This window comes from Aeromonas sp. MTB (assembly GCF_056632455.1).
This window is the reverse complement of record NZ_CP147026.1, coordinates 3,723,938-3,744,831: the sequence shown is the minus strand read 5'-3', so window position 1 is coordinate 3,744,831 and position 20,894 is coordinate 3,723,938. Positions and strand designations below refer to the sequence as shown.

General features: G+C 59.3%; 21 protein-coding genes and 7 tRNA genes. 15 read left to right on the top strand and 13 right to left on the bottom strand.

Translation table 11 applies throughout. The annotated features are described in order from the left end of the window. Nucleotides 1-70: 70 nt before the first annotated feature. The 4 genes from frsA to WBR25_RS17040 all read left to right on the top strand — a co-directional run bounded on the left by frsA (nt 71) and on the right by WBR25_RS17040 (nt 4,364). Nucleotides 71-1,339 carry an esterase FrsA gene (gene frsA, locus WBR25_RS17055; RefSeq protein WP_005349360.1) on the top strand — a complete coding sequence of 423 codons (1,269 nt, stop codon included), beginning with the start codon at nt 71-73 and terminating at the stop codon, nt 1,337-1,339. A gap of 62 nt (nt 1,340-1,401) precedes the next feature. Next, nucleotides 1,402-1,794, top strand: a complete 393-nt coding sequence (gene crl, locus WBR25_RS17050; protein ID WP_005339003.1) for a sigma factor-binding protein Crl — start codon at nt 1,402-1,404, stop codon at nt 1,792-1,794. A gap of 178 nt (nt 1,795-1,972) precedes the next feature. Beyond that, nucleotides 1,973-3,076, top strand: a complete 1,104-nt coding sequence (gene proB / locus WBR25_RS17045) for a glutamate 5-kinase (RefSeq protein ID WP_042080580.1) — start codon at nt 1,973-1,975, stop codon at nt 3,074-3,076. A 34-nt stretch (nt 3,077-3,110) separates the two neighbouring features. Next, the gene (locus WBR25_RS17040) at nt 3,111-4,364 is read left to right on the top strand and encodes a glutamate-5-semialdehyde dehydrogenase (RefSeq protein WP_479748695.1); all 1,254 of its coding nucleotides are present in this window, start codon (nt 3,111-3,113) and stop codon (nt 4,362-4,364) included. An 85-nt stretch (nt 4,365-4,449) separates the two neighbouring features. Here the strand turns inward: WBR25_RS17040 and WBR25_RS17035 are convergent, their stop codons facing one another. The 5 genes from WBR25_RS17035 to rsgA are packed head-to-tail and all read right to left on the bottom strand — an operon-like array spanning nt 4,450 to nt 7,284. Continuing rightward, on the bottom strand, nt 4,450-4,839 hold the full coding sequence (locus WBR25_RS17035; protein ID WP_479748694.1) for a hypothetical protein: 390 nt from the start codon (nt 4,837-4,839) through the stop codon (nt 4,450-4,452). 2 nt (nt 4,840-4,841) lie between these two features. Then, nucleotides 4,842-5,093: a DUF2960 domain-containing protein gene (locus WBR25_RS17030; RefSeq protein ID WP_479748692.1), complete on the bottom strand. Its 252-nt coding sequence runs from the start codon at nt 5,091-5,093 to the stop codon at nt 4,842-4,844. Further along, nucleotides 5,083-5,352 (bottom strand): VF530 family protein, encoded by a 270-nt coding sequence (locus WBR25_RS17025; protein ID WP_005349372.1) that lies wholly within the window; start codon nt 5,350-5,352, stop codon nt 5,083-5,085. The genes WBR25_RS17030 and WBR25_RS17025 overlap by 11 nt, the downstream gene beginning before the upstream one ends. After that, the gene (gene asd / locus WBR25_RS17020; RefSeq protein WP_043822943.1) at nt 5,349-6,221 is read right to left on the bottom strand and encodes an archaetidylserine decarboxylase; all 873 of its coding nucleotides are present in this window, start codon (nt 6,219-6,221) and stop codon (nt 5,349-5,351) included. Before asd ends, WBR25_RS17025 begins: the two co-directional genes overlap by 4 nt. A gap of 28 nt (nt 6,222-6,249) precedes the next feature. After that, entirely contained in the window at nt 6,250-7,284 is a 1,035-nt protein-coding gene (gene rsgA / locus WBR25_RS17015) for a small ribosomal subunit biogenesis GTPase RsgA (protein WP_042054948.1), read from the bottom strand. Between the two features lie 91 nt (nt 7,285-7,375). Here rsgA and orn point away from each other — a divergent pair, with 91 nt between their 5' ends. The 8 genes from orn to WBR25_RS16975 all read left to right on the top strand — a co-directional run bounded on the left by orn (nt 7,376) and on the right by WBR25_RS16975 (nt 8,798). Next, complete coding sequence (gene orn / locus WBR25_RS17010) at nt 7,376-7,921, top strand: oligoribonuclease (protein WP_042080584.1); 546 nt, start codon at nt 7,376-7,378, stop codon at nt 7,919-7,921. A gap of 178 nt (nt 7,922-8,099) precedes the next feature. Then, a tRNA-Gly gene (locus WBR25_RS17005) sits at nt 8,100-8,175 on the top strand. 37 nt (nt 8,176-8,212) lie between these two features. Next, nucleotides 8,213-8,288 (top strand) — tRNA-Gly (locus tag WBR25_RS17000). 33 nt (nt 8,289-8,321) lie between these two features. Continuing rightward, nucleotides 8,322-8,397: transfer RNA gene (locus tag WBR25_RS16995), tRNA-Gly, on the top strand. A gap of 25 nt (nt 8,398-8,422) precedes the next feature. After that, nucleotides 8,423-8,498 (top strand) — tRNA-Gly (locus WBR25_RS16990). A gap of 24 nt (nt 8,499-8,522) precedes the next feature. Next, nucleotides 8,523-8,598, top strand: a tRNA-Gly gene (locus WBR25_RS16985). A gap of 24 nt (nt 8,599-8,622) precedes the next feature. Beyond that, nucleotides 8,623-8,698, top strand: a tRNA-Gly gene (locus WBR25_RS16980). Between the two features lie 24 nt (nt 8,699-8,722). Next, nucleotides 8,723-8,798: transfer RNA gene (locus tag WBR25_RS16975), tRNA-Gly, on the top strand. A gap of 381 nt (nt 8,799-9,179) precedes the next feature. Here WBR25_RS16975 and WBR25_RS16970 read toward each other — a convergent pair. The 3 genes from WBR25_RS16970 to WBR25_RS16960 all read right to left on the bottom strand — a co-directional run bounded on the left by WBR25_RS16970 (nt 9,180) and on the right by WBR25_RS16960 (nt 12,534). Further along, nucleotides 9,180-9,389 carry a cold-shock protein gene (locus WBR25_RS16970; protein ID WP_005338972.1) on the bottom strand — a complete coding sequence of 70 codons (210 nt, stop codon included), beginning with the start codon at nt 9,387-9,389 and terminating at the stop codon, nt 9,180-9,182. 274 nt (nt 9,390-9,663) lie between these two features. Continuing rightward, nucleotides 9,664-10,332 (bottom strand): LysM-like peptidoglycan-binding domain-containing protein, encoded by a 669-nt coding sequence (locus tag WBR25_RS16965; RefSeq protein WP_100646696.1) that lies wholly within the window; start codon nt 10,330-10,332, stop codon nt 9,664-9,666. 99 nt (nt 10,333-10,431) lie between these two features. Continuing rightward, nucleotides 10,432-12,534 carry a methyl-accepting chemotaxis protein gene (locus WBR25_RS16960; protein ID WP_257696649.1) on the bottom strand — a complete coding sequence of 701 codons (2,103 nt, stop codon included), beginning with the start codon at nt 12,532-12,534 and terminating at the stop codon, nt 10,432-10,434. A 274-nt stretch (nt 12,535-12,808) separates the two neighbouring features. Here WBR25_RS16960 and gltX point away from each other — a divergent pair, with 274 nt between their 5' ends. Then, nucleotides 12,809-14,224 (top strand): glutamate--tRNA ligase, encoded by a 1,416-nt coding sequence (gene gltX / locus WBR25_RS16955; protein WP_479748689.1) that lies wholly within the window; start codon nt 12,809-12,811, stop codon nt 14,222-14,224. A 174-nt stretch (nt 14,225-14,398) separates the two neighbouring features. On the opposite strand, the gene WBR25_RS16950 is transcribed toward gltX, so the two are convergent. The 3 genes from WBR25_RS16950 to ettA all read right to left on the bottom strand — a co-directional run bounded on the left by WBR25_RS16950 (nt 14,399) and on the right by ettA (nt 18,097). After that, nucleotides 14,399-15,742, bottom strand: coding sequence for an NCS2 family permease (locus tag WBR25_RS16950; protein WP_005343409.1), 1,344 nt, complete (start codon nt 15,740-15,742; stop codon nt 14,399-14,401). A 264-nt stretch (nt 15,743-16,006) separates the two neighbouring features. After that, entirely contained in the window at nt 16,007-16,336 is a 330-nt protein-coding gene (locus WBR25_RS16945; RefSeq protein WP_005343410.1) for a hypothetical protein, read from the bottom strand. A 93-nt stretch (nt 16,337-16,429) separates the two neighbouring features. Next, nucleotides 16,430-18,097 (bottom strand): energy-dependent translational throttle protein EttA, encoded by a 1,668-nt coding sequence (gene ettA / locus WBR25_RS16940; protein ID WP_005338959.1) that lies wholly within the window; start codon nt 18,095-18,097, stop codon nt 16,430-16,432. 242 nt (nt 18,098-18,339) lie between these two features. Here ettA and WBR25_RS16935 point away from each other — a divergent pair, with 242 nt between their 5' ends. Both WBR25_RS16935 and WBR25_RS16930 read left to right on the top strand, forming a co-directional pair. Beyond that, the gene (locus WBR25_RS16935) at nt 18,340-18,915 is read left to right on the top strand and encodes a Crp/Fnr family transcriptional regulator (protein WP_479748686.1); all 576 of its coding nucleotides are present in this window, start codon (nt 18,340-18,342) and stop codon (nt 18,913-18,915) included. 57 nt (nt 18,916-18,972) lie between these two features. After that, a complete protein-coding gene (locus WBR25_RS16930; protein WP_479748684.1) occupies nt 18,973-19,536 on the top strand; it encodes a YgjV family protein in 564 nt (187 codons plus the stop codon). A gap of 8 nt (nt 19,537-19,544) precedes the next feature. Here the strand turns inward: WBR25_RS16930 and WBR25_RS16925 are convergent, their stop codons facing one another. Together WBR25_RS16925 and WBR25_RS16920 are read right to left on the bottom strand one after the other, a co-directional pair. Continuing rightward, nucleotides 19,545-20,402 (bottom strand): lytic transglycosylase domain-containing protein, encoded by an 858-nt coding sequence (locus tag WBR25_RS16925; protein ID WP_479748683.1) that lies wholly within the window; start codon nt 20,400-20,402, stop codon nt 19,545-19,547. Nucleotides 20,403-20,557: 155 nt separating this feature from the next. Beyond that, complete coding sequence (locus tag WBR25_RS16920; RefSeq protein ID WP_043822919.1) at nt 20,558-20,746, bottom strand: hypothetical protein; 189 nt, start codon at nt 20,744-20,746, stop codon at nt 20,558-20,560. Nucleotides 20,747-20,894 lie beyond the last annotated feature (148 nt).

Genomic DNA, 20,894 nt, shown 5'->3' with positions numbered 1-20,894 from the left:
TTGCAGGGTGGCTGATGGGCAGTAAAAGTGGTTAAGATGAGCTATTGCCTGATATGAATGGGACACTATCTTGGACTTGAACGAAGACCTAAACCTGACCGAACAGCTCTTTACCCGCGTCAAGAAGGTATTGGAAACATCCGAGATCTCCAACTCCAGTGCGGCTGATCTGGCGCAAGCCGAGTCAGACGAGATGTTTATCGACGGCTCCATGTCAAAGAGCTGGTATCGCCTGCTGCGCCGCCCCTCCTGGACCTGGCAGGGGGCTGATCCCATCGAAGTGGAGCAGACCCTGGCCCGTATCGCCATGGCGACCGGCGAGCGCACCCACGATTGCTATCTCGATACCATCAAGGGCTATGTGCCCGGCAACTGGATCTACGAGTGGAGTCAGGTGGCTGGCAACTATTTCAAGCAGGGCCGCGAACTGCGCGAGAAGGGTGATCCTTCTGGCGCCTTGAAACAGCTGCTCAAGGCGGTGCGTTACTACTCCATCGCCAGCTATCCCCATCTCAAGGATGACGAGCTGGCGGATCAAGCCCAGCTGCTTGGCAACATGGCCTATCGCGAGGCGGGCCGCCTGTTCAAGGTGCCGCTCAAAGAGATCCAGGTGCCTTTTCGCGGCAAGCATATTCAGGGTTATCTCCACCTGCCGACGACCGAAAAACCGGTGCCGCTGGTGATCATCAGTGGCGGGATCGACTCCCTGCAGCTCGATTTCCTCAACTTCTATCTCAAACGGCTCGAGCCCAACGGTATCGGCATGCTCTCCCTCGATATGCCCGGGGTTGGCTATGCCGAGCATTGGCCGCTGGTGCAGGATACCAGCCGTCTCCATCAGGCGGTGCTCCATTACCTCTCCGAAGTGGCCTGGGTCGATCATCAGCGTATCGCCATGGTGGGGATGCGTCTGGCGGGCAATATCGCAGCCAGACTGGCCTTTATCGAACCGTTCAAGCTGCGCACCGTGGTCTGTGTCGGCGCCGGGGTCAATCAGGTGTTTACCAATCAGGAGCTGTTTGCCAAGTGTCCGCGCATGATGCGGGATAGTCTGGCCAACCGGTTGGGGGCGGATGCGGCGCAGTGGGACGGCATGCGCACCAAGTGCCAGGTATTTTCACTTAAAACGCAAGGATTACTGGGGACTCGCACCTCAGTGCCGATATTGAGTATTGGACACAAGCGAGATTTTATTTGTCCCGAGCAGGATGTACGGGCATTGGCGGCGGCCAGTCGTAACGGCAAGGCCATCGTATTCGACAAACAGCCTTTGCTGGAGGTGTATGACAAGGCGCTGGACGAAATCGTCGAGTGGCTGAAACAGCATTTGTGTACCTGACATTGCGCTAAAGAACTGACGCCATCCCGAGGTGGCGCGGCTTGTTTAACAGGGAGGTTAACATGTCTGAAAGAGTGACCTACAAGCGACTGCTGAGGCAGTTTGCTGCCATTGGCCCCTATTTGCGCGAAGATCTCTGCGAAGAGGGGCGTTATCGTTTCGACTGCCTGTCGGTCTGTGTCAGCGCCAAGCCGGCGCCGGACAAACGGGAGTTCTGGGGCTGGTGGCTGGTGCTGGAGCAGGACGATCACCATTTCCGTTACCACTATCAGCTCGGTTTCTACAATGCTGATGGCGAGTGGCTGGACAAGCCGATCCCCAAGAAGCACCAGGTAGAAGTGGAGCGGACCCTCAACCGTTTCTACAAGCTCATCAGCGACAAACTGACGGCTCTGGAGTGTCAGTTAGCGCCAGCGGATCAGGTCACCAATGAGTTGACCGTGACCGCCGCTTGATCCCTGATGCCCGGCGATCAGCATCCCGCTGTTTGCCGGGCCATCAGTCAGCCATCTCCTCTTCCGACCGCAATCATCCGGGCTTTGCCCCATCTCCTCACCCCGGCGTTAATTGCCTTGCAGGGCACCATGGCCGTGGGTATAAAGATATTCCTTATTTTTTAGCCTTTATGCTCCCATGGAAAACAGAACCATAGTTGTCAAGTTGGGCACCAGCGTGCTCACAGGGGGGTCTTCCCAGCTCAATCGTGCCCATATGGTCGAGCTGGTCAGACAGTGTGCGGCCTTGCACCGTCACGGCCACAGGGTCGTGGTCGTCACATCAGGGGCTATCGCCGCCGGGCGTGAACATCTGGGTCACCCGCCACTGGCGCCAACCCTTCCCAACAAGCAGATGCTGGCGGCGGTTGGTCAGACCCAGCTTATTCGGGTATGGCAGGATCTGTTCAACCTCTACGGTCTGCATATCGGCCAGATGCTGCTGACCCGCGCCGATCTGGAAGATCGGGAACGCTACCTCAACGCCCGCGACACCATGCGCACCCTGCTCGACCACCGCATTATTCCGGTCATCAACGAAAACGATGCGGTGGCGACCGCCGAGATCAAGGTCGGCGACAACGACAACCTCTCCGCACGGGCCGCCATTCTGGCGGATGCTGATCTGCTGATCCTGCTGACAGACCAGAAGGGGCTCTTTACCGCCGATCCGCGTACCAATCCCGATGCCCAGCTCATTGAAGAGGTGCAGACCATCGACGATACCCTGCGCTCGCTGGCGGGTGACAGTGTCAGCGGCCTCGGCACCGGCGGCATGGCCACCAAGCTGCAGGCCGCCGATGTGGCCCGTCGAGCTGGTGTCAACGTGGTGATCGCGACCGGCCAGATGCCGGAGGTGATCGGCCGTCTTGCCAAGGGTGAGCGTATTGGCACCCTGTTCCCGGCGCTGGCGTCCCCGCTGGAAGGGCGCAAGAGCTGGATCCTGGCAGGCCCGCCCCCTCACGGCGAAGTACATGTGGATCAGGGGGCTGTCGCCGCCATGAAGGATAAAGGCTCCAGCCTGCTGCCCAAGGGGATTGTCGCCGTCAAGGGCGACTTTATTCGAGGCGATGTGGTGCGCATTCTTGATCCCAAAGGCGCCGAGTTGGCGCGCGGTATCTGCCGTTACGACCATCTGGAGCTGGAGAAGTTGCGTGGCGTCCACTCGGATCAGATTGAGCAGGTACTGGGCTATGGATATGGTTCAGTAGCCATCCATCGAGATGATATGGTGCTGCTCTAATCAGGGTGGCACAGCATGAACAAAGGGAACCGAGATGAGTCTGGAGAAAATGGGGCAGGCGGCCCGTGAAGCCGCCTATCAGCTGGCTACCATCAGCACGGCGCAGAAGAATCGGGCGCTGGCCGCCATCGCCGACGAGCTTGAGGCGCGCAGTGAGCAGATCCTCGCGGCCAACGACAAGGATATCGCGGCAGGGCGTGAGGCTGGCTTGTCAGAAGCCATGCTGGATCGCCTGCTGCTCAATCCGGCCCGGCTGGCCGGGATTGTGGCGGATGTGCGCAAGGTGATCACGCTGGACGATCCGGTCGGCGCCGAAATGGATAGCCGGGTGCTGGAAAATGGCCTGCGGCTCTCCCGTCGTCGGGTGCCCATCGGGGTTATCGGCGTCATCTACGAGGCGCGACCCAACGTCACCATCGACATCGCCAGCCTCTGCCTCAAGACCGGCAACGCCAGCATACTCCGCGGCGGGCGCGAGACCTTCCACTCCAATCTGGAGCTGGTGCGGGTGATCCAGCATGCCTTGGCGGCCTCCGGTCTGCCCGAGGCGGCGGTGCAGTACATCGACAACCCGGATCGGGCGCTGGTCGGCGAGTTGCTGCGTCTCGACCGCTATGTGGACATGATCATCCCCCGTGGCGGTGCCGGCCTGCACAAGATGTGCAAGGAGAACAGCTCCATCCCGGTCATCATCGGCGGGTTCGGTATCAGCCATATTTTTGTCGACGAGAGTGCCGATCTGGTGCGCTCTCTGGCGGTCATCGACAACGCCAAGGTGCAACGTCCCTCCGCCTGCAATGCCCTCGATACCCTGCTGATACACGAGAAAGTCGCTTCGGCTTTCCTGCCGCAGCTGGTGACGCTGATGAACGAGCGCAAGGTGGCGCTGGTGGCCGCGCCCAACGCCATGACGCAGTTGGCGGGTGCCGACAACCTGTGCGAGGCGGGGCCGGAGGATTTCGATACCGAGTGGCTCGGGCTGACCCTGGGGGTCAAGCTGGTGGCGGATGTGAACGAAGCGCTGGCCCATATGCGCGAGCATAACGCTGGCCACTCCGATGCCATCCTGACCAACGATCTGGCCAACGCCGAGCGTTTCGTCAACGGGGCCGGTTCGGCGGCTGTCTATGTCAACGCCTCCACCCGTTTCACCGATGGCGGCCAGTTTGGTTTGGGCGCTGAAGTGGCGGTCTCGACCCAGATGCTGCACGCCCGTGGCCCCATGGGGTTGACCGAGCTTACCAGCTACAAGTGGGTAGGGCAGGCCGATTACCTCAGCCGTGCCTGATAACCGGTTGTTTCAGATATAAAAATGCCGACCTCTTGGTCGGCATTTTATTTGGTGGATATCGTGAAGATATCAGGCGCTCGGGTTATTCCCCGTGATAGATCGCCTTGTCACCTGATTTGAGCACATAACCCTTCCAGATAAAGAGGGTGTAGCCGCTGCCCTGCCACGACCAGTTGCCCTCCGCACCTTGACGGGTCAGCGCAAGCAGCTCGCCACTTGGTAGATGCAGTTCGGCCTGCGTCTGATCGGCGTTGAACAGCACGAAGGCGCTGCTGGTCTGGCTGGCATCGGTTGGATTGAGCCGGATACCCTCTTCAAACAGGCGCACACATTTGCCAGTCAGTGTTGACCACTGATAGCCCGCACTGCCGATACAGCCGTGGCTGTCGCGATCGCTGCCAACCAGATGTTGTTCCGGTGTACTGCATGCCGCCAGCAGCAGAGAGGCGGCCATCAGGGTCAAGGTGCGCATGGTTACTCCTGCAGATCCCGTTCGATGACGATGTTGGAGAATCCCAACTCTTTGAAGTAGTTCTCTTGGTAATCCTTCACGCTTTTCTTGTCACGGCGACAAACCTGAGCCAGCTGGGCCTCCATGGCGTGAAAACTAGTGAGATTGAGTCCTTCGGCAGCAGCGATGGCGTCGTAGATGCTGCGGAACTTGTCGTTCGCGTAGCCGATCTCTTTGGCCTGTTTTTTATAGGTGTACGTAATCTTAAAGGCCATCTTGCCCTTCCTTCTTCGATTTGGCTTGCTTGCGCTGGACGTAGAGGTAGAGGCTTTCGACCTTCTCCCGGGCCCAGGGGGTCTTGCGCAAGAACTTCAGGCTGGACTTGATGCTGGGATTATCGGTGAAGCAGCGGATATTGATCTGCTGCCCCAGCTCTTCCCAGCCATAGTGCTCGACCAGTGCGGTGACGATGGCCTCCAGCGTCAGCCCGTGCAGCGGGTTGTTTTTCTGCGAGGCGTTCGGTTGCTCGCTCATGCCTGCTCCGCCAGCTTGGCAAAGGGCTGACCCATGCGGGTGGTGACACCGTTGGCCAAGTGAGGTTCGAAACCGGCCAGCATGCCCGGGCCAAACAGGCAGACCACTGTGCTACCCAGCTTGAACAGGCCCATCTCGGCACCTTTTTGCAGGGTAATGGCCTCGTCGCCGCTGTAGTCCCAGCGCACCACCTTCTTCTCTTTGGTCGGCGCAATATTGCCGGCCCAGATGGTCTCGATGCTTGCCACGATAGTGGCACCAACCAGCACCAGCGCCATGGGGCCGTGCGGGGTGCGGAAGGTGGCGACCACCCGCTCGTTGCGGGCAAACAGGTTGGGCACGTTCTCGGCGGTGAGCGGGTTGACGGAGAAGAGATCCCCCGGCACGAACACCATGCTCTCCAGCACGCCGTCCAGCGGCATGTGGATGCGGTGATAATCCTTGGGCGCCAGATAGATGGTGGCGAAGTCGCCATCCTTGAACGGCGCAACCAGATCCTCATAGCCACCCAGCAGCTCGCGAGCGCTGTAGTCGTGGCCCTTGGCCTGGATGATTCGGCCCTGCTGGATCGGACCGAGCTGGCTGACGGTGCCATCCACCGGCAGCGCCAGGGTCATGGCATCTTCTACCACGGGGCGGATACCGGGCTTGAGCTCGCGGGTGAAGAACTCGTTGAAGCTCTTGTAGTGGGCCGGGCTCTCGTGCAGCGCCTCGCTCATGTCGACCTTGTACTGCTTGATAAAAGCCTCGATCACCCTGGTGGTGATGTTGCCCGCTTCGGCGGCGGCAAACTTGCCGATCAGACGGGAGAGGGCGTGCTTGGGCAGGCAGTATTGACCGGCAATTTTCAGGTTGTCAGTAATGCTCATGTTCATCATCAACGTAGGTTTATTAGGGTCACAGGCGCGCTTGCTGGCGACCGTGACGGGCTTCCTGCATGGTTTCCAGGATGCGGTGATAGTTGTGGAAGCGATCGGCGCTGATAGCTCCTGCGTCGACTGCGGCGCGCAGGGCGCAGCCGGGATCGTCCTTGTGGGTACAGTCGCGGAACTTGCAGCCACCCAGATAGTCTCGAAACTCAACGAAGCACCAGGTGATGCGGTCGGCCTCCAGATGCCAGAGGGCGAACTCGCGGATCCCGGGGGAGTCGATGAGATCGCCGCCGCTCGGGAAGTGGTAGAGCCGCGCCGTGGTGGTGGTGTGCTGGCCGAGCCCCGAGTTCTCGGAGATCTCGCCGGTCAGTACATCCAGCCCCGGCATCAGGGCGTTGGTGAGCGAGGATTTGCCCACCCCGGACTGGCCAACGAAGATGCTGATCTTGTCGGTCAGTGCGGCTTTAAGTTCATCCAGCCCTTCGCCGCTCTCGCAGCTCACCAGCAACACCTCGTAGCCGAGCTTGCGATAGGTTTCGAGCTGGCTTTCGATGCGCGCTCTGGCGGCATCATCGAGCATATCGACCTTGTTCAGCACAATGAGGGGGCGGATCTCCACATCCTCGGCGGCCACCAGATAGCGGTCGACGATGTTGGTGGAGAACTCGGGCATCACCGCCGAGACGATGATGATCTGGTCGATATTGGCGGCGATGGGTTTGACCCCGTCGTAGAAGTCCGGCCGGGTCAGTACCGAGTGGCGCGGATGCACCGCCTCGATGACGCCCGCTGTCGCGGCATTGAGGCCGGGACGCCACACCACCTTGTCGCCGCACACCAGACTGCTGATGCTGCTGCGCCGCAGGTTGCTGCGGTGGATGGTGCCATCGACCGCTTCCACGTCTGCGTGCTGACCAAAACGACTGATCACCACCCCTTCGATGGCGGGGCCAAACAGGGTGTCATCCACCACTGTGGTGTGATCTTTTTGCAGCCGCCGTTCGCGGTTGGCCTGGACGCGCCTTTGTTGACCCAGATTGAGTTTTGCTTTCTTTGCCACTCGATTCGCCAGTTTATGAACAGATCCAAAGCCAGTATGATACATGCAAATTGGCAAAATTCCGCCATTCCTCCCAATAGAGAGAGCAATCATGACAGTCAGCGCGCAGAACCTGGTATGGATCGACATGGAGATGACGGGTCTCGACCCCGAAGAGAACGTGGTACTGGAGATTGCCACCATAGTCACCGACAAGGATCTGAACGTACTGGCCGAAGGGCCGGTCATCGCCATTCATCAGAGTGATGAAGAGCTGGCCAAGATGGACGACTGGAACGTCAACACCCATACCAAGAGCGGTCTGGTCGCCCGGGTCAAGGCGAGCCAGCACGATGAGGCGAAAGCCATTGCCGAGACCCTCGAGTTCATTCGCCAGTGGGTGCCGGAGCGCACCAGCCCGCTGTGCGGCAACAGCATCGGTCAGGATCGCCGCTTCATGGTCAAGCACATGGCCGAGCTGGAAGCCTTCTTCCACTACCGCAACGTTGACGTCAGTACCATCAAGGAGCTGGTACGCCGCTGGCAGCCGGAACTGCTGGATCAGTTCAAGAAGAGCGGCACCCATCAGGCGCTGGACGACATACGCGAATCCATCGCCGAGTTGCAGTTCTATCGTAGCCACGTCTTCAAGATCTGATTCCCCGGCAAGGGGTTGTCATGCGCTGGCTGCTAAAATCGACAGTTCGGCCAGCTTTTGAGCGAACGCGCGCAACCAGACAAAAAAGCCCTTGCAATTGGAATGACTGCTCTTATAATTCGGCTCCCGTACAGTAGCGCAAGCAACCAAATGCTGTACGGCCTGTTTTAAGGTAGTTGCGGGAATAGCTCAGTTGGTAGAGCACGACCTTGCCAAGGTCGGGGTCGCGAGTTCGAGTCTCGTTTCCCGCTCCAAAAATCTGATGATGACACTGGTGCAAACCAGCCCGATGCGGGAATAGCTCAGTTGGTAGAGCACGACCTTGCCAAGGTCGGGGTCGCGAGTTCGAGTCTCGTTTCCCGCTCCAATCATCAGCCAGCCTCAAGACAACCAAATTGTTGCGGGAATAGCTCAGTTGGTAGAGCACGACCTTGCCAAGGTCGGGGTCGCGAGTTCGAGTCTCGTTTCCCGCTCCAAAAAATTTGTAAGTGATATTCCGATGCGGGAATAGCTCAGTTGGTAGAGCACGACCTTGCCAAGGTCGGGGTCGCGAGTTCGAGTCTCGTTTCCCGCTCCAATCACTTGCAGATGACATTCTGTTGCGGGAATAGCTCAGTTGGTAGAGCACGACCTTGCCAAGGTCGGGGTCGCGAGTTCGAGTCTCGTTTCCCGCTCCAAACATTTGTAAGTGACATTCCGTTGCGGGAATAGCTCAGTTGGTAGAGCACGACCTTGCCAAGGTCGGGGTCGCGAGTTCGAGTCTCGTTTCCCGCTCCAATCACTTGTAAATGACATTCTGTTGCGGGAATAGCTCAGTTGGTAGAGCACGACCTTGCCAAGGTCGGGGTCGCGAGTTCGAGTCTCGTTTCCCGCTCCAATATATCTTCAAATTCAGTATCTTTCCCCCCAAGCTCACGAATTCAGTTTCTCCATACAATCGCAGCCACATTCAGTTGGTAGAGCATGATCCGCGCTTGCCAAGGCTGGGGTCGCGAGTTCGAGTCTCGTTTCCCGCTCCAATCTCTCTTCGAAGTCTTCATAATCCCTCTGAATTGCCCCTCACATCGCGCAGCGATGCTTTGTCGTATCTGGCGTTTACTCAGCGTGTCTCTGCCGCCTTCTGCAAACAGGAAGGGGATGTGGGCTCATGGTGCGGATTGTACGAGGCAAGCGGTTGTGACAGGTGGTGGAAGGCGAGAATTGCGGGCAAAAAAGAGGAGGGGCCTTGGCTCCTCCTGCATGATTCACTGGCGCGGGCTTAGACCAGAGTAACGTTTTCAGCCTGAGGGCCTTTTTTGCCCTGGGTCACAGTGAACTGGACTTTTTGACCTTCAGCCAGGGTTTTGAAACCGGTGCTTTGGATGGAGGAGAAGTGAACGAATACGTCCGGACCCTGGGATTGTTCAATAAAGCCAAAACCCTTGGTTTCGTTGAACCATTTTACCTGGCCGGTGCGAATGTCAGACATGTGCTAAATCCTATCAATAACAAAATGAAACTAAGCCCGTGCTGGGCTGCATTTGCCTTGCAAGCAGGGGTTGGCTCATGACTGACCACGTCTCTTTGTCCCAGTAGCACGTAGAACAATCCCTGTCTAAAGCACAAACGATTGTACGTTAGCGCCGATCCTTGTCAATTTGACCCCTTTCGTTTTTTGAACAAGCTAAAAATATTGTGAAGTCAGTAGCTTATTTGAAGATATTTGACTGAAAAAAACGGGAGGCCAGCGCCTCCCGTTTTTGTTATTCCTTGAGGGCGAACCCTTCGCCCTGCCGGTCGTAGCGATAAACCGCCTGACCGTAGGAGCGGATCTCCACCCGCTGGATGCGGCGGGTGTCGTCCACCAGGATGAAAATAGAGCGGCCCGATTGCAGGCGTGTCAGCGGGCGATCCGGCCCCTCGATGGCGATCAGGCGGCTCAGCTCGGCACCCGGCAACTCGAATTTACGCCAGATGGAGTAGAGGGTCTCACCCGCCTGCACATCGTGTTGCAGCCAGGTGCCGTTGACCTTCTCTTCGACCGGCTTGGCTGCCGCGGGCGCACCGCCTGCCGCGCCACTGCCGACAGTTAGAGCTTGAGCAGGCACGGCCAGCGGCACTTCCAGTGAGCCGGAAGGGGCGGCTTTGGGGGCGGATGGTGCCGGCTCCCAGGCCAGTACCAGCAACCAGAGCGGGATCAGGATCAGCAGACCTATGGTGTTTTTGCGGGGCAGCGGGCTGGACAGCTTGAATTTGCCTGCTTTGGCATCCTGGCGGCGTTGGCCGAGGTTGCTCATCCCTTGGCCAAAACGTTGGCGCAGGGACAGGGTCGCGGCATTGATGCGATGGAGCAGGGATCCTTGTGATTCGTCTTGGCGACGCTGCTGGGCTCGTCTGTTATGGCCTCGTGGGCGACGGTCCGGGGTGGGCACGGCATTTACCTCTCACTACATTGCCTGCCATCAGGCAAATTCGTCGCCTATGGTAAACGGACTCGCCCCCGAGGGGGAGAGTCCTGATGCGGAAAATTATCAGCTGAGACGAAATTGACCCAATAATTGCTGCAATTTGTCGGCCGCCTGACGCAATGCCTGACTGGCTTTGGCCGTTTCGGTCGCATCCTGAGCAATGTCGTTGGCCAGTGCGTTGGTTTTTGACAGGTTGCCGGAGACGGTTTCTGAGACCGAGCTCTGCTCTTCGGCGGCGGAGGCGATCTGATAGGTCATGTCGTTGATGGTGGAGATGGCCTGGTAGATGCTGCCAAGCGCCTCTTCCGCCAGATCCGCCTCGCCCACCGCCTGATGGGTCAGCTGCTGGCTTTGGGTGATGGCGTTGACTGCATTGGTGGAGCTGAGGCGGATCTTCTCTATCAACTCCTGGGTGTTCTGCACCGCCTGCTGGGTATTGCCCGCCAGTTTGCGCACTTCGTCGGCGACTACCGCAAAGCCGCGGCCCTGTTCGCCAGCCCGTGCAGCCTCGATGGCGGCGTTGAGGGCCAGCAGGTTGGTCTGGTCGGCAATCCCCTGAATGACGGTGAGGATGCTGGTGATCTGGGCGCTGTCGTGAGCCAGCCCTTCCACCACTTCTGCCCCTTTTCCGGCTTCTGCTGCGACCTTGTGCATCGACTGGATCACCTGCTGGAAGCGCTCCTTGCCCTGATCGGCTGCGCTTTGCGCCTGTTTGGCCGAGTCGGCGGTGTTGTTGGCGTGGGTGGCGACCTCCTGACTGACGTAGGACATCTCCTGTACCGCGGTCAGCATCTGCTCCATCTCCGCCTGATGGTGCTGCAGGTTGTTGTCGGTCTGACCGGCGATGCGATCGGTATCACCGGCGTAGCGGTTCACCTCGCTGGCAGTCTTGAGCACATCCCCGAGCAGCCCTTGCAGCTTGTCGATAAAGCGGTTGATCCCCTTGGCGAGATCCCCCAGCTCATCCACCGAGCGGGTTGCGAGACGTTTGGTGAGATCCCCTTCACCATCGGCGATGTCATCCACTAGGCTGACCATCTGACGAATGGGGCCAGTGATGCTGCGGGCAATCACCAGCATGGTGGCCAGCGCCAGCACCAGTACGATAACGGCGCCCACCAATTGCTGGGTCATGGCTGCCTGGTTCATGTCGCTCAGCTGGCTTTCCAGTTGATCGGCGCCCGCCAGTACCACCTTGTAGGGCAGGGTGACGATGATGGCCCAGTTGCGGCTCATTCCCGGCACCATGATGGGGACGGAAATACGGAATGACTCGTCCAGCTCCTGACGCTGAACTTCCGGTTTCAGGTACTGTTGCCACTGGTTGCCCAGCACCTTACTTGCGCTGCTGCCGAGCAGGCTGGCATCACCGCTGGTGCCGGTGATGACACCGGCGGCGCTGACGATCAGGGTTTCGCCCTTGCCGTCATAGATATTGCTATTGAGGCTCTTGGCCTGACGACTGATGGAGTCCACCGCCAGATCGAGGGCTGCGATGCCGCGGAACTGGCCATTCACCATGATGGGGGTGGTGATCGTGCTCACCAGCACCTGCTGACCATTGATATCCACCTTGAAGGGATCGATGAGGCAAGAGCGTCCTTCCCGTTTCGGGCAGGCGTAGTAGTCGTTGGCGGGATTGCCGAATTCGTCTGGGTCGGTTTTTTCGATGGAGAGCAGCAGATCGGTGCCGATTTGATCCTTGTCGCGATAGAAGTAGGGCACGAAGCGCCCCTTGTCATCACTGCCCAGCGCACTCTGGCCAGCAAAGCTGGCATCCTGACCGTCGAAACCGTTGGGCTCGAAGCCGGCGAAGGCGCCATAGAGCTGGGGCTCCAACGCCAGTTGTGCCTTGAGCAGGTCGGTGGCCTGCTGGCGATCCAGCGACAGTTTGCTTTGCTGTTGCAGGGCGAGGGCGCTGGCCATCTGCTGGGTGTAGGAGAGCCCCTTTTGCAGCAGTTGGGTGATGGTTGCCGCCTCGGCGCGGGCATTGGCGCTGACCTTCTGCCATGCCTCCTGCTGCAGCGCTTCACGGCTGGAGCTGATGGTGAGTTGTTGGGTCTGTTGGCCGGAGTATTGGTTGAGCAGGATCAGGATGACCAGGGCTGCGGTCATGGCGATCCCGGCCATCACTAGAATGCGATTCTGGATAGAACGGAACTGCATCGTCTCTTCCTTGTTCGTGAGAAATGTGGTGAGCGTTGTTTGGGTATCGACCGGAGGAGGCAGCTCTCCAGCATTGTGCATAGCAAATCGGAAACGGGGCTTCGGTTTTGCGATCCTCTTCAAATATCGGGCTACAGATGCAAATGGCGACAGATTTAATCCCCTACTTTAGCCCGCAATGGCGTCATGGTTTTCCCATCCGTGATTGTCGGTGCTAAAATGCGACGGTTTTTTCTAACGAATTGGCCCAAGGCCCTCTACACAAGGCTTAAAGATGAAAGTCAAAACCCGTTTTGCTCCCAGCCCGACCGGCTTTTTGCATGTCGGCGGTGCCCGTACCGCACTCTATTCCTGGTTGTTTGCAAAGAACCAGGGCGGTGAGTTCGTGCTGCGTATTGAGGATACCGACCTGGAACGTTCCACTCAGGAGGCGATCGACGCCATCATTGAGGGCATGGAATGGCTGGAGCTGAACTGGGATGAGGGCCCCTACTACCAGACCAAGCGCTTCGATCGCTACAACGCGCTGATCGACGAGATGCTGGCCGATGGCCGCGCCTACAAGTGCTACTGCTCCAAAGAGCGTCTGGAAGCGCTGCGTGAAGGCCAGATGGCCAACGGCGAGAAGCCCCGTTATGACGGCAAGTGCCGCGACCACGCCCACGATCACCCGGCCGATACGCCGCACGTTATCCGCTTCCGCAACCCGACCGAAGGTTCCGTGGTGTTCGATGACCACGTCCGTGGCCGCATCGAGTTCGCCAACACCGAGCTCGACGATCTGATCATCCGCCGTACCGACGGCGCGCCGACCTACAACTTCTGTGTTGTAGTCGATGACTGGGACATGGAGATCACCCACGTGGTGCGTGGTGAAGATCACATCAACAACACCCCGCGCCAGATCAACATCTACAAGGCGCTGAACGCGCCGGTGCCGGAGTTTGCCCACGTCTCCATGATCCTGGGTGACGACGGCGCCAAGCTCTCCAAACGCCACGGTGCCGTTTCCGTGATGCAGTACCGCGATGACGGCTACCTGCCGGAAGCGCTGCTGAACTATCTGGTACGTCTGGGCTGGTCCCACGGCGATCAGGAGATCTTCACCCTGGAAGAGATGATCAAGCTGTTCAGCCTGGATGCCATCTCCAAGTCCGCCTCTGCCTTCAACACCGACAAGCTGCTGTGGCTGAACAACCACTACATGCGCAGCCTGGATCCGGCTTATGTGGCCAAGCATCTGGCATGGCACATGGAAAACCAGAAGATCGACACCAGCAATGGCCCGGCTCTGGCCGACGTGGTCACTCTGCTGGCCGAGCGTTGCAACACCCTGGTTGAGATGGCCGCCCAGAGCCGCTACCTGTTCGAAGAGTACGAGGCGATCGACGAAGCGGCTGCCAAGAAGCACCTGCGTGGCGTAGCTGCCGAGCCGCTGGCTCTGGCCAAGACCAAGCTGGCCGCACTGGATAGCTGGACCACCGAAGCGCTGCACGAGCTGATTGAAGCGACCGCTGCCGAGCTGGGTCAGGGCATGGGCAAGGTTGGTATGCCGCTGCGTGTGGCCGTCACCGGCCTAGGCCAATCCCCTGCCATCGATGCCGTGATGGCACTGGTCGGCAAGGATCGTGTACTGGCGCGTATCGACCGCGCACTGGCTTACATCGAAGTCCGCATGGCTGCCGAGTAAGTTCTGCCGAGGTGGCAGGCGAGGGGATAACCTCGCTCTGCCATATGCTGAATAGCAAAAATCCGAAGCCACAGGTTTCGGATTTTTTTATGGCCAGCGCACAGGTTGATAGCAACGCCGGAATAAAAAAATGCCAGTCAGCTGACTGGCATTTTTATTGGGACAGAGTGCCGCTTAGTGGCTATCGACCCAGACGAACTTGAGCACGAACAGCAGGGCCACCACCAGCACGCAGGGGTTGATCTCGCGCCAGCGGCCGGTGCCCGCCTTCATCACGCAGTAGGAGATAAAGCCCACTGCGATCCCCTCGGTGATGGAGAAGCTGAACGGCATCATGACGGCGGTCATGAAGGCCGGTACCGCTTCGGTCAGATCTTCCCACTTCACCCGGGTCAGCTCGGAGCACATCAGCACACCCACATAGATAAGGGCGCCAGCGGCGGCATAGGCCGGCACCATGGCGGCGACTGGAGAGAAGAAGATCGCCAGCAGGAACAGCAGGCCGACCACGATGGCGGTCAGACCGGTACGGCCGCCGACGGCGACGCCGGAGCTGCTCTCGATAAAGGCGGTAACCGAGGAAGTGCCCATGAAGGCGCCGCCGACGGAGCTGACGCTATCCACCATCAGGGCCTGTTTCATGCGCGGGAAGTGGCCCTTGTCATCGGCCAGCTTGGCGCGGTTGGTGACACCGATCAGGGTGCCGGAAGAGTCGAACAGGTTGACCAGCATAAAGGAGAAGATGATCCCGGCCAGGCTGATATCGAGCGATCCCATCAGATCCAGCTGGCCGAACACCGGTTCGATGCTGGGGGGCATGGAGACGAAGCCCTTGAAGGTGACATCGCCAAACAGCCAGCCCAGACCCGTGGTGACCACGATGGCGATCAGCACGGCGGAGTGGACGCCGCGGGCGGAGAAGATGCAGATCAGGAAGAAACCGAGCAGACCCAGCAGGCAGGGCAGGGAGGTGAGGTTGCCCACGGTCACCATAGTCGCGGGGCTGGCCACGACGATCCCGGCGTTGTGCAGGCCGAGCAGGGCGATCAGCAGACCGATACCGGCGGTGATGCCAACCCGCAGGGTGAGCGGAATGTTGCCGATCAGCCAGTAGCGCACCCGCAGCAGGGTAAGGATCAACAGACCCATGGCGCCCCAGAAGATGGTGCCCATGCCCACTTGCCAAGAGTAGCCCATACCCGCGACGACCACGAAGGCGAAGAAGGCGTTGAGGCCCATAGCGGGGGCCAGCGCTATCGGCAGGTTGGCCAACAGGCCCATCAGGATGCTGCCGATACCGGCGATGAGGCAGGTGGTGACGAACACGGCCTGGGTGTCCATGCCTGCCGCAGAGAGGATCTGCGGGTTGACGAACACGATGTAGACCATGGTCAGGAAGGTGGTGATACCGGCAATCACTTCGGTGCGGGCGGTAGTGCCATGGCCTTGCAGGGCAAACAGGCGCTCAAGCAATCCTTGCCCGGCGGCCTGATTGGCAGCTTGGTGTTGTTGATTCATGTTGGATTCCAATAGGTGACGTGAAATAAGCAGCAGGGGAACGGGCTATCCCATCCATGCGGGGTAAATTGCCCTGTTTCTGGCGGTTAAGTAACCAGACTCGTCCTGATACCGTGACAGCGCGCACATTTTTACACAGGCGGCGCAGTTTACAAACCCCGGATCTGCGAAGCAGATCAATGAATAGAGTAAAAATTCAAACGTTTGCTTTTTGAGCATGAAAAAAGGTTCTCAGCAGAGAACCTTTTATCGAAAATTGGGGGCTTAGAGGGTTTTGAAGTAGCGCTCGACCAGCTGGGCCAGTACCGAGTCGAGCCGGTCTTGCACTTCACCCAGTTCACGGCCGAAGCGGCGCAGAAAGAGGCTGGCCTGCTCTTCGGTCAGCTTGCGCCCCTCGATAAAGAACTCCTGCTCCGGTAGTTGCTTGTCGTAGCGGGGGATCAGCACCCAGCTCACCAGCTCGGGCTCCACGGCGGCAAAAATCTTGGCGGCGGCGGCACAGAAGGTCTCTATGTGCTCCTTGCCATCCGGCCCGAGGCAACCCGGTTCAACCCGGATCTGGATGGTGAGTTTTTTCTCTATGGGGGTCGTCATCGTGCTACATCCATGCAAAGGCATCCGTCTAGGATTGTAAGTCAAAAGGCAAGAGAAAGGGGAGCCGAAGCTCCCCTCAACACGCAGTCAGCCTTATTTGGCGATGCGCTTGTACTTGGCGCGATGGGGCTGGATCGCCTCGGCGCCGTAGGTCTTCTTCTTCCACTCTTCGTATTCGGTAAAGTTACCTTCGAAGAACTCGATCTTGCCCTCATCCTGATAGTCCAGGATGTGAGTGGCGATACGGTCGAGGAACCAGCGGTCGTGGGAGATGACCATGGCACAACCTGGGAACTCCAGCAGGGCGTTCTCGAGGGCGCGCAGGGTTTCGATATCCAGATCATTGGTCGGTTCATCCAGCAGCAGTACGTTGCCGCCGGTCTGCAGCAGCTTGGCCAGATGCAGACGACCGCGCTCACCACCGGAGAGTTCGCCAACCCGCTTCTGCTGGTCGGAACCCTTGAAGTTGAAGCGGCCGATATAGGCGCGGCTAGGGAACTCGTAGTTGCCGATGCGCAGAATATCCTGACCGTCAGCGACCTCTTCGAAGACCGTCTTCTTGTCATCCATGCTGTCGCGGAACTGATCGACAGAGGCCAGCACCACGGTTTCACCCAGGGTAATGGCACCGGAATCCGGCTGCTCCTGACCCGACATCATGCGGAACAGGGTTGACTTACCGGCACCGTTCGGGCCGATGATGCCGACGATGGCACCCTTCGGAATGGCAAACGACAGATCGTCGATCAGCACCCGATCACCGTAGGATTTGCGCAGGTTGGCCACTTCCACCACCTTGTCGCCGAGGCGCGGTCCGGGCGGAATGAACAGCTCGTTGGTCTCGTTGCGCTTCTGGTAGTCGTTGGTGTTGAGCTCTTCGAAGCGAGCCATACGGGCCTTGGACTTGGCCTGACGTCCTTTCGGGTTTTGACGAACCCACTCCAGCTCTTTCTCGATGGACTTGCGGCGAGCCGCTTCGGAACTGGCTTCCTGCGCCAGACGTGCGTCCTTCTGCTCCAGCCAGGAGGAGTAGTTGCCTTCCCACGGGATACCTTCGCCGCGGTCCAGTTCCAGGATCCAGCCTGCCACGTTGTCGAGGAAGTAACGGTCGTGGGTGATGGCCACAACAGTGCCTTCGTAGTCGTGCAGGAAGCGCTCCAGCCAGGCCACGGACTCTGCATCCAAGTGGTTGGTCGGTTCGTCCAGCAGCAGCATGTCCGGCTTTTCCAGCAGCAGACGGCAGAGCGCCACACGGCGGCGCTCACCACCGGAGAGGTGCTTGATCTTGGCATCCCAGGCCGGCAGGCGCAGGGCATCGGCCGCACGCTCCAGCTGGTTTTCCATGTTGTGGCCACCCTGGGCCTGGATGATTGCTTCCAGCTCGCCCTGTTCGCGGGCCAGCTTGTCAAAGTCGGCATCCGGGTCGGCGTAGGCCGCATAGACCTCGTCCAGACGAGCCATGGCGCGCTTCACCTCGCCAACGGCCTCTTCGACCGCTTCGCGTACGGTCTGCTCCGGCTCCAGCTTTGGCTCCTGCGGCAGGTAGCCGATCTTGATGCCGGGCTGTGGACGGGCTTCCCCTTCGATCTCGGTGTCGATGCCCGCCATGATGCGCAGCAGGGTCGATTTACCGGCGCCGTTCAGACCCAGCACGCCAATCTTGGCGCCCGGGAAGAAGCTCAAGGAGATGTTCTTGAGAATATGACGCTTGGGCGGCACTACCTTGCCGACCCGGTTCATGGTGTAAATAAATTGAGCCATTGGCTAATTCTCTTCCTTTTCAGCAGGTTAATGTCTTGGCATTAACAGACTGATGTCGTGGTGGGGCCAGGTCGACACAGGTCAACCGGGTTCCAAAAAACCCGTCGATTGTAAACCAACGGACGAGGGGGGGCAAAGGTGGCACCCGGCTATGTCCCCCCTTTGCCGCAGCGGTCACGCCTTGCTGCATCAGCCGTGCAATTTGGGCATGATGTGGGCTGCCGTTTTGTCCCGGAGCCGTCATGAAACCATCTCCTCAAGCCCCCTCGCTGGCCGCCTTTCTCTGCACTATGGGATTGGACGCCGCGCTGAGCGAAGCCATCAGCCTGCGCTTGCCACGGCAGACGCTGCGCGCCGGTCAGGCACTGTTGGCGCAAGGGGCAGAGCAGGAAGCTGCCTGCTATATCGAAGCGGGCATCGCTCGCGCCTGCCACTACACCCGGGACGGACAGGAGCGCTGCAAGGAGTTCTACTTCGAGGGGGAACTCTGCCTGCTCTATGACAGCTGGCTCACGGGGTCGCCTGCCCGCTATCAGCTGGAGGCGCTGACGGAGCTGCAGGTGGTGCGGATGCCGCTCACCCTGCTGGATGAGCCCGCCTGGCAGCTGGTTTGCATGGCCCTGCTGCGACAGCAGCTCGGTTACAAGGAGCGCAAGGAGGCGTTTTTGCTGCTCCACTCTCCCGAGGAGCGTTATCGGGAGCTCTGCCACACCTTCCCCCACTGGCCTGCGCGGCTCACTCAGGTGCAGCTCGCCAACTACATCGGCATCAGCCCGGTTACCCTGTCACGGATCCGCAAGCGCATTAACACGGGTTAATGCCACCTGCCGGTTGCCACTTCATGCTACGTCATCCAAATGACGGACGAGGGGTGGATGATGTCGCTGTTTCTGTGGTCGCAACTGGTGGTGAGCCTGGCCTTGTTGCTCGATCTGTTGTCGTTTCAGTTGCGGGATCGTCGCAGGATCCTGGCCTGTCTGGCCCTCTCCTGCGCCTTCAATGCCGGTCACTTTGCCCTGCTCGGGCAGTGGTCGGCCGCTAGCCTGTTGCTGCTGGCCAGTGTGCGCTTTGTTGTGAGTATCTGGCTGGTTCACCGCATCTTGATGTGGCTTTTCATGGGGTTGGCCTGTGCGGCTGCGCTGGCGACCTATCAGTGCCTGCTCTCATGGATCGGGCTGCTGGCCACCCTGCTACAAACCCGGGCCGCGTTTTGCCCCGACGATCGCCAACTGCGGCGTAGGATGCTGCTCGGCACCCTCTGCTGGCTTGGCAATAACCTGCTGGTCGGCTCACCAGTCGCCGTGCTGATGGAGGGGCTGTTTCTGATCAGCAATCTGGTGGGTTACTACCGCTACTATGGCTTCGATTATTGGGGGCGTTGCCGCCACATTGGCCGCAGAAAGAGGCGTGTGCCGCCTTCCGAACGGGCGAGCTCTTGACCTCCCGCTCAGGGCTGCTTGTGGCCAGCGAAGTAGAGCACCCGTTTCACATACTCCCGGGTCTCGTTATAGGGTGGGATCCCGCCATAGCGCTCCACCGCTTTTTCCCCGGCATTGTAGGCCCACGAGATCAGCACCCAGTTGCCATCGAAACGGCGATCCAGCCATTTGAGATAACTGACGCCACCCTTGATGTTCTGGGCCGGATCGAATGGCTGGGTTACCCCGAACCGTTGCTGGGTTTCGGGGATCAGCTGCATCAGCCCCTGAGCATTCTTGGGTGAAACGGCGCGGCTGTTGAGATTGGATTCGGCGATGGCAATCGCCAGTACCAGCCGGGCATCCACTTTATGGTGTTTGGCGGCGTGACGGAGCATGGTGACCAGCTTTTGCTTGGCGGGGGGCTGGCGGGCAACCCAGGTGTCGACATTGAAGGGGGTGGAAGGGAGCCCGGCCAGATAGCCACCCTGACCGCCATGGATCCCGATGCCACACCGCTCACCCATAGGGGCATTACCGATGCGGGCGTTGTAGTAACGGGCGGCCTGTTGGTTACCCAGGTGCATCGCCATGGCGAGATAACTGTTAGCCAGCTTGGCGCTGCGAACCGAGGCGGGGCCGGTGGCGAGCAGGCGACCGATCCGGAAATATCCCTCTGGGTTGCCGGTGCTGGCGGCGACACAGTAGAGGGCGATGGCCTTTTGCAGATGACCGTGTTGCTGGGCAACTTGACCCTGCTTGATCGCCGTCAGCGCCTTGGGGGCCTGTCTGAAATCCCTGCCTTGTGCCATCGCCCGCGGCGTACCTGCCAGTAACAACGACAAAAAACGCAGCAAAAACAGTCCGTTTTCGCTGATGTGCCTCATGGGTTATCTCCTGTTTGAGTACAGAAGATATAGAGGAACATGGCTGCTATCGCCACGAACCCAGTGGATCCTGTTGTTATAGCCGGTTGATTTCAGAGAGCAAAACGGTATGGAGCTAACGGCATCTCGACAGTTTCACACCATTTTTCATCCGGTTAAAAGTCGTGGTGATACTCCTGCTCATCCAGCACGGCGGGAGGAAGCGCGCGATAGAAGCTGCCAATTTCGCTGACAACCCAGAGCGAAAGCAGGGCCAGCAGGCTGAGCAGGGGAAGCAGAGAGTGGCTCTGGGTCAGGGCATAGGCCGCAATGGCGGCACCGGTCAAAAGCAGGGTTCGGATCATGAGGTGGCTCCTTGTCGTCATGGGGGTGTTGCGTGGCCACGGACAGAGCGCCTGGGGTCGGGAGCTGTTCCCGGGTGGCACGAAGCGCGCTGAGTATATCGCGTCATGCCGCTGCCGATCCGTGGTGTCATCCCACTTTCCATAGTCA

Coding starts and splice junctions, on each gene's coding strand:
- crl (WP_005339003.1), top strand. CDS start 1,402: ATGTCTGAAAGAGTGACCTACAAGCGACTGCTGAGGCAGTTTGCTGCC.
- proB (WP_042080580.1), top strand. CDS start 1,973: ATGGAAAACAGAACCATAGTTGTCAAGTTGGGCACCAGCGTGCTCACA.
- WBR25_RS17040 (WP_479748695.1), top strand. CDS start 3,111: ATGAGTCTGGAGAAAATGGGGCAGGCGGCCCGTGAAGCCGCCTATCAG.
- WBR25_RS17035 (WP_479748694.1), bottom strand. CDS start 4,839: ATGCGCACCTTGACCCTGATGGCCGCCTCTCTGCTGCTGGCGGCATGC.
- WBR25_RS17030 (WP_479748692.1), bottom strand. CDS start 5,093: ATGGCCTTTAAGATTACGTACACCTATAAAAAACAGGCCAAAGAGATC.
- WBR25_RS17025 (WP_005349372.1), bottom strand. CDS start 5,352: ATGAGCGAGCAACCGAACGCCTCGCAGAAAAACAACCCGCTGCACGGG.
- asd (WP_043822943.1), bottom strand. CDS start 6,221: ATGAGCATTACTGACAACCTGAAAATTGCCGGTCAATACTGCCTGCCC.
- orn (WP_042080584.1), top strand. CDS start 7,376: ATGACAGTCAGCGCGCAGAACCTGGTATGGATCGACATGGAGATGACG.
- WBR25_RS16970 (WP_005338972.1), bottom strand. CDS start 9,389: ATGTCTGACATTCGCACCGGCCAGGTAAAATGGTTCAACGAAACCAAG.
- WBR25_RS16960 (WP_257696649.1), bottom strand. CDS start 12,534: ATGCAGTTCCGTTCTATCCAGAATCGCATTCTAGTGATGGCCGGGATC.
- gltX (WP_479748689.1), top strand. CDS start 12,809: ATGAAAGTCAAAACCCGTTTTGCTCCCAGCCCGACCGGCTTTTTGCAT.
- WBR25_RS16950 (WP_005343409.1), bottom strand. CDS start 15,742: ATGAATCAACAACACCAAGCTGCCAATCAGGCCGCCGGGCAAGGATTG.
- WBR25_RS16945 (WP_005343410.1), bottom strand. CDS start 16,336: ATGACGACCCCCATAGAGAAAAAACTCACCATCCAGATCCGGGTTGAA.
- ettA (WP_005338959.1), bottom strand. CDS start 18,097: ATGGCTCAATTTATTTACACCATGAACCGGGTCGGCAAGGTAGTGCCG.
- WBR25_RS16935 (WP_479748686.1), top strand. CDS start 18,340: ATGAAACCATCTCCTCAAGCCCCCTCGCTGGCCGCCTTTCTCTGCACT.
- WBR25_RS16930 (WP_479748684.1), top strand. CDS start 18,973: ATGATGTCGCTGTTTCTGTGGTCGCAACTGGTGGTGAGCCTGGCCTTG.
- WBR25_RS16925 (WP_479748683.1), bottom strand. CDS start 20,402: ATGAGGCACATCAGCGAAAACGGACTGTTTTTGCTGCGTTTTTTGTCG.
- WBR25_RS16920 (WP_043822919.1), bottom strand. CDS start 20,746: ATGATCCGAACCCTGCTTTTGACCGGTGCCGCCATTGCGGCCTATGCC.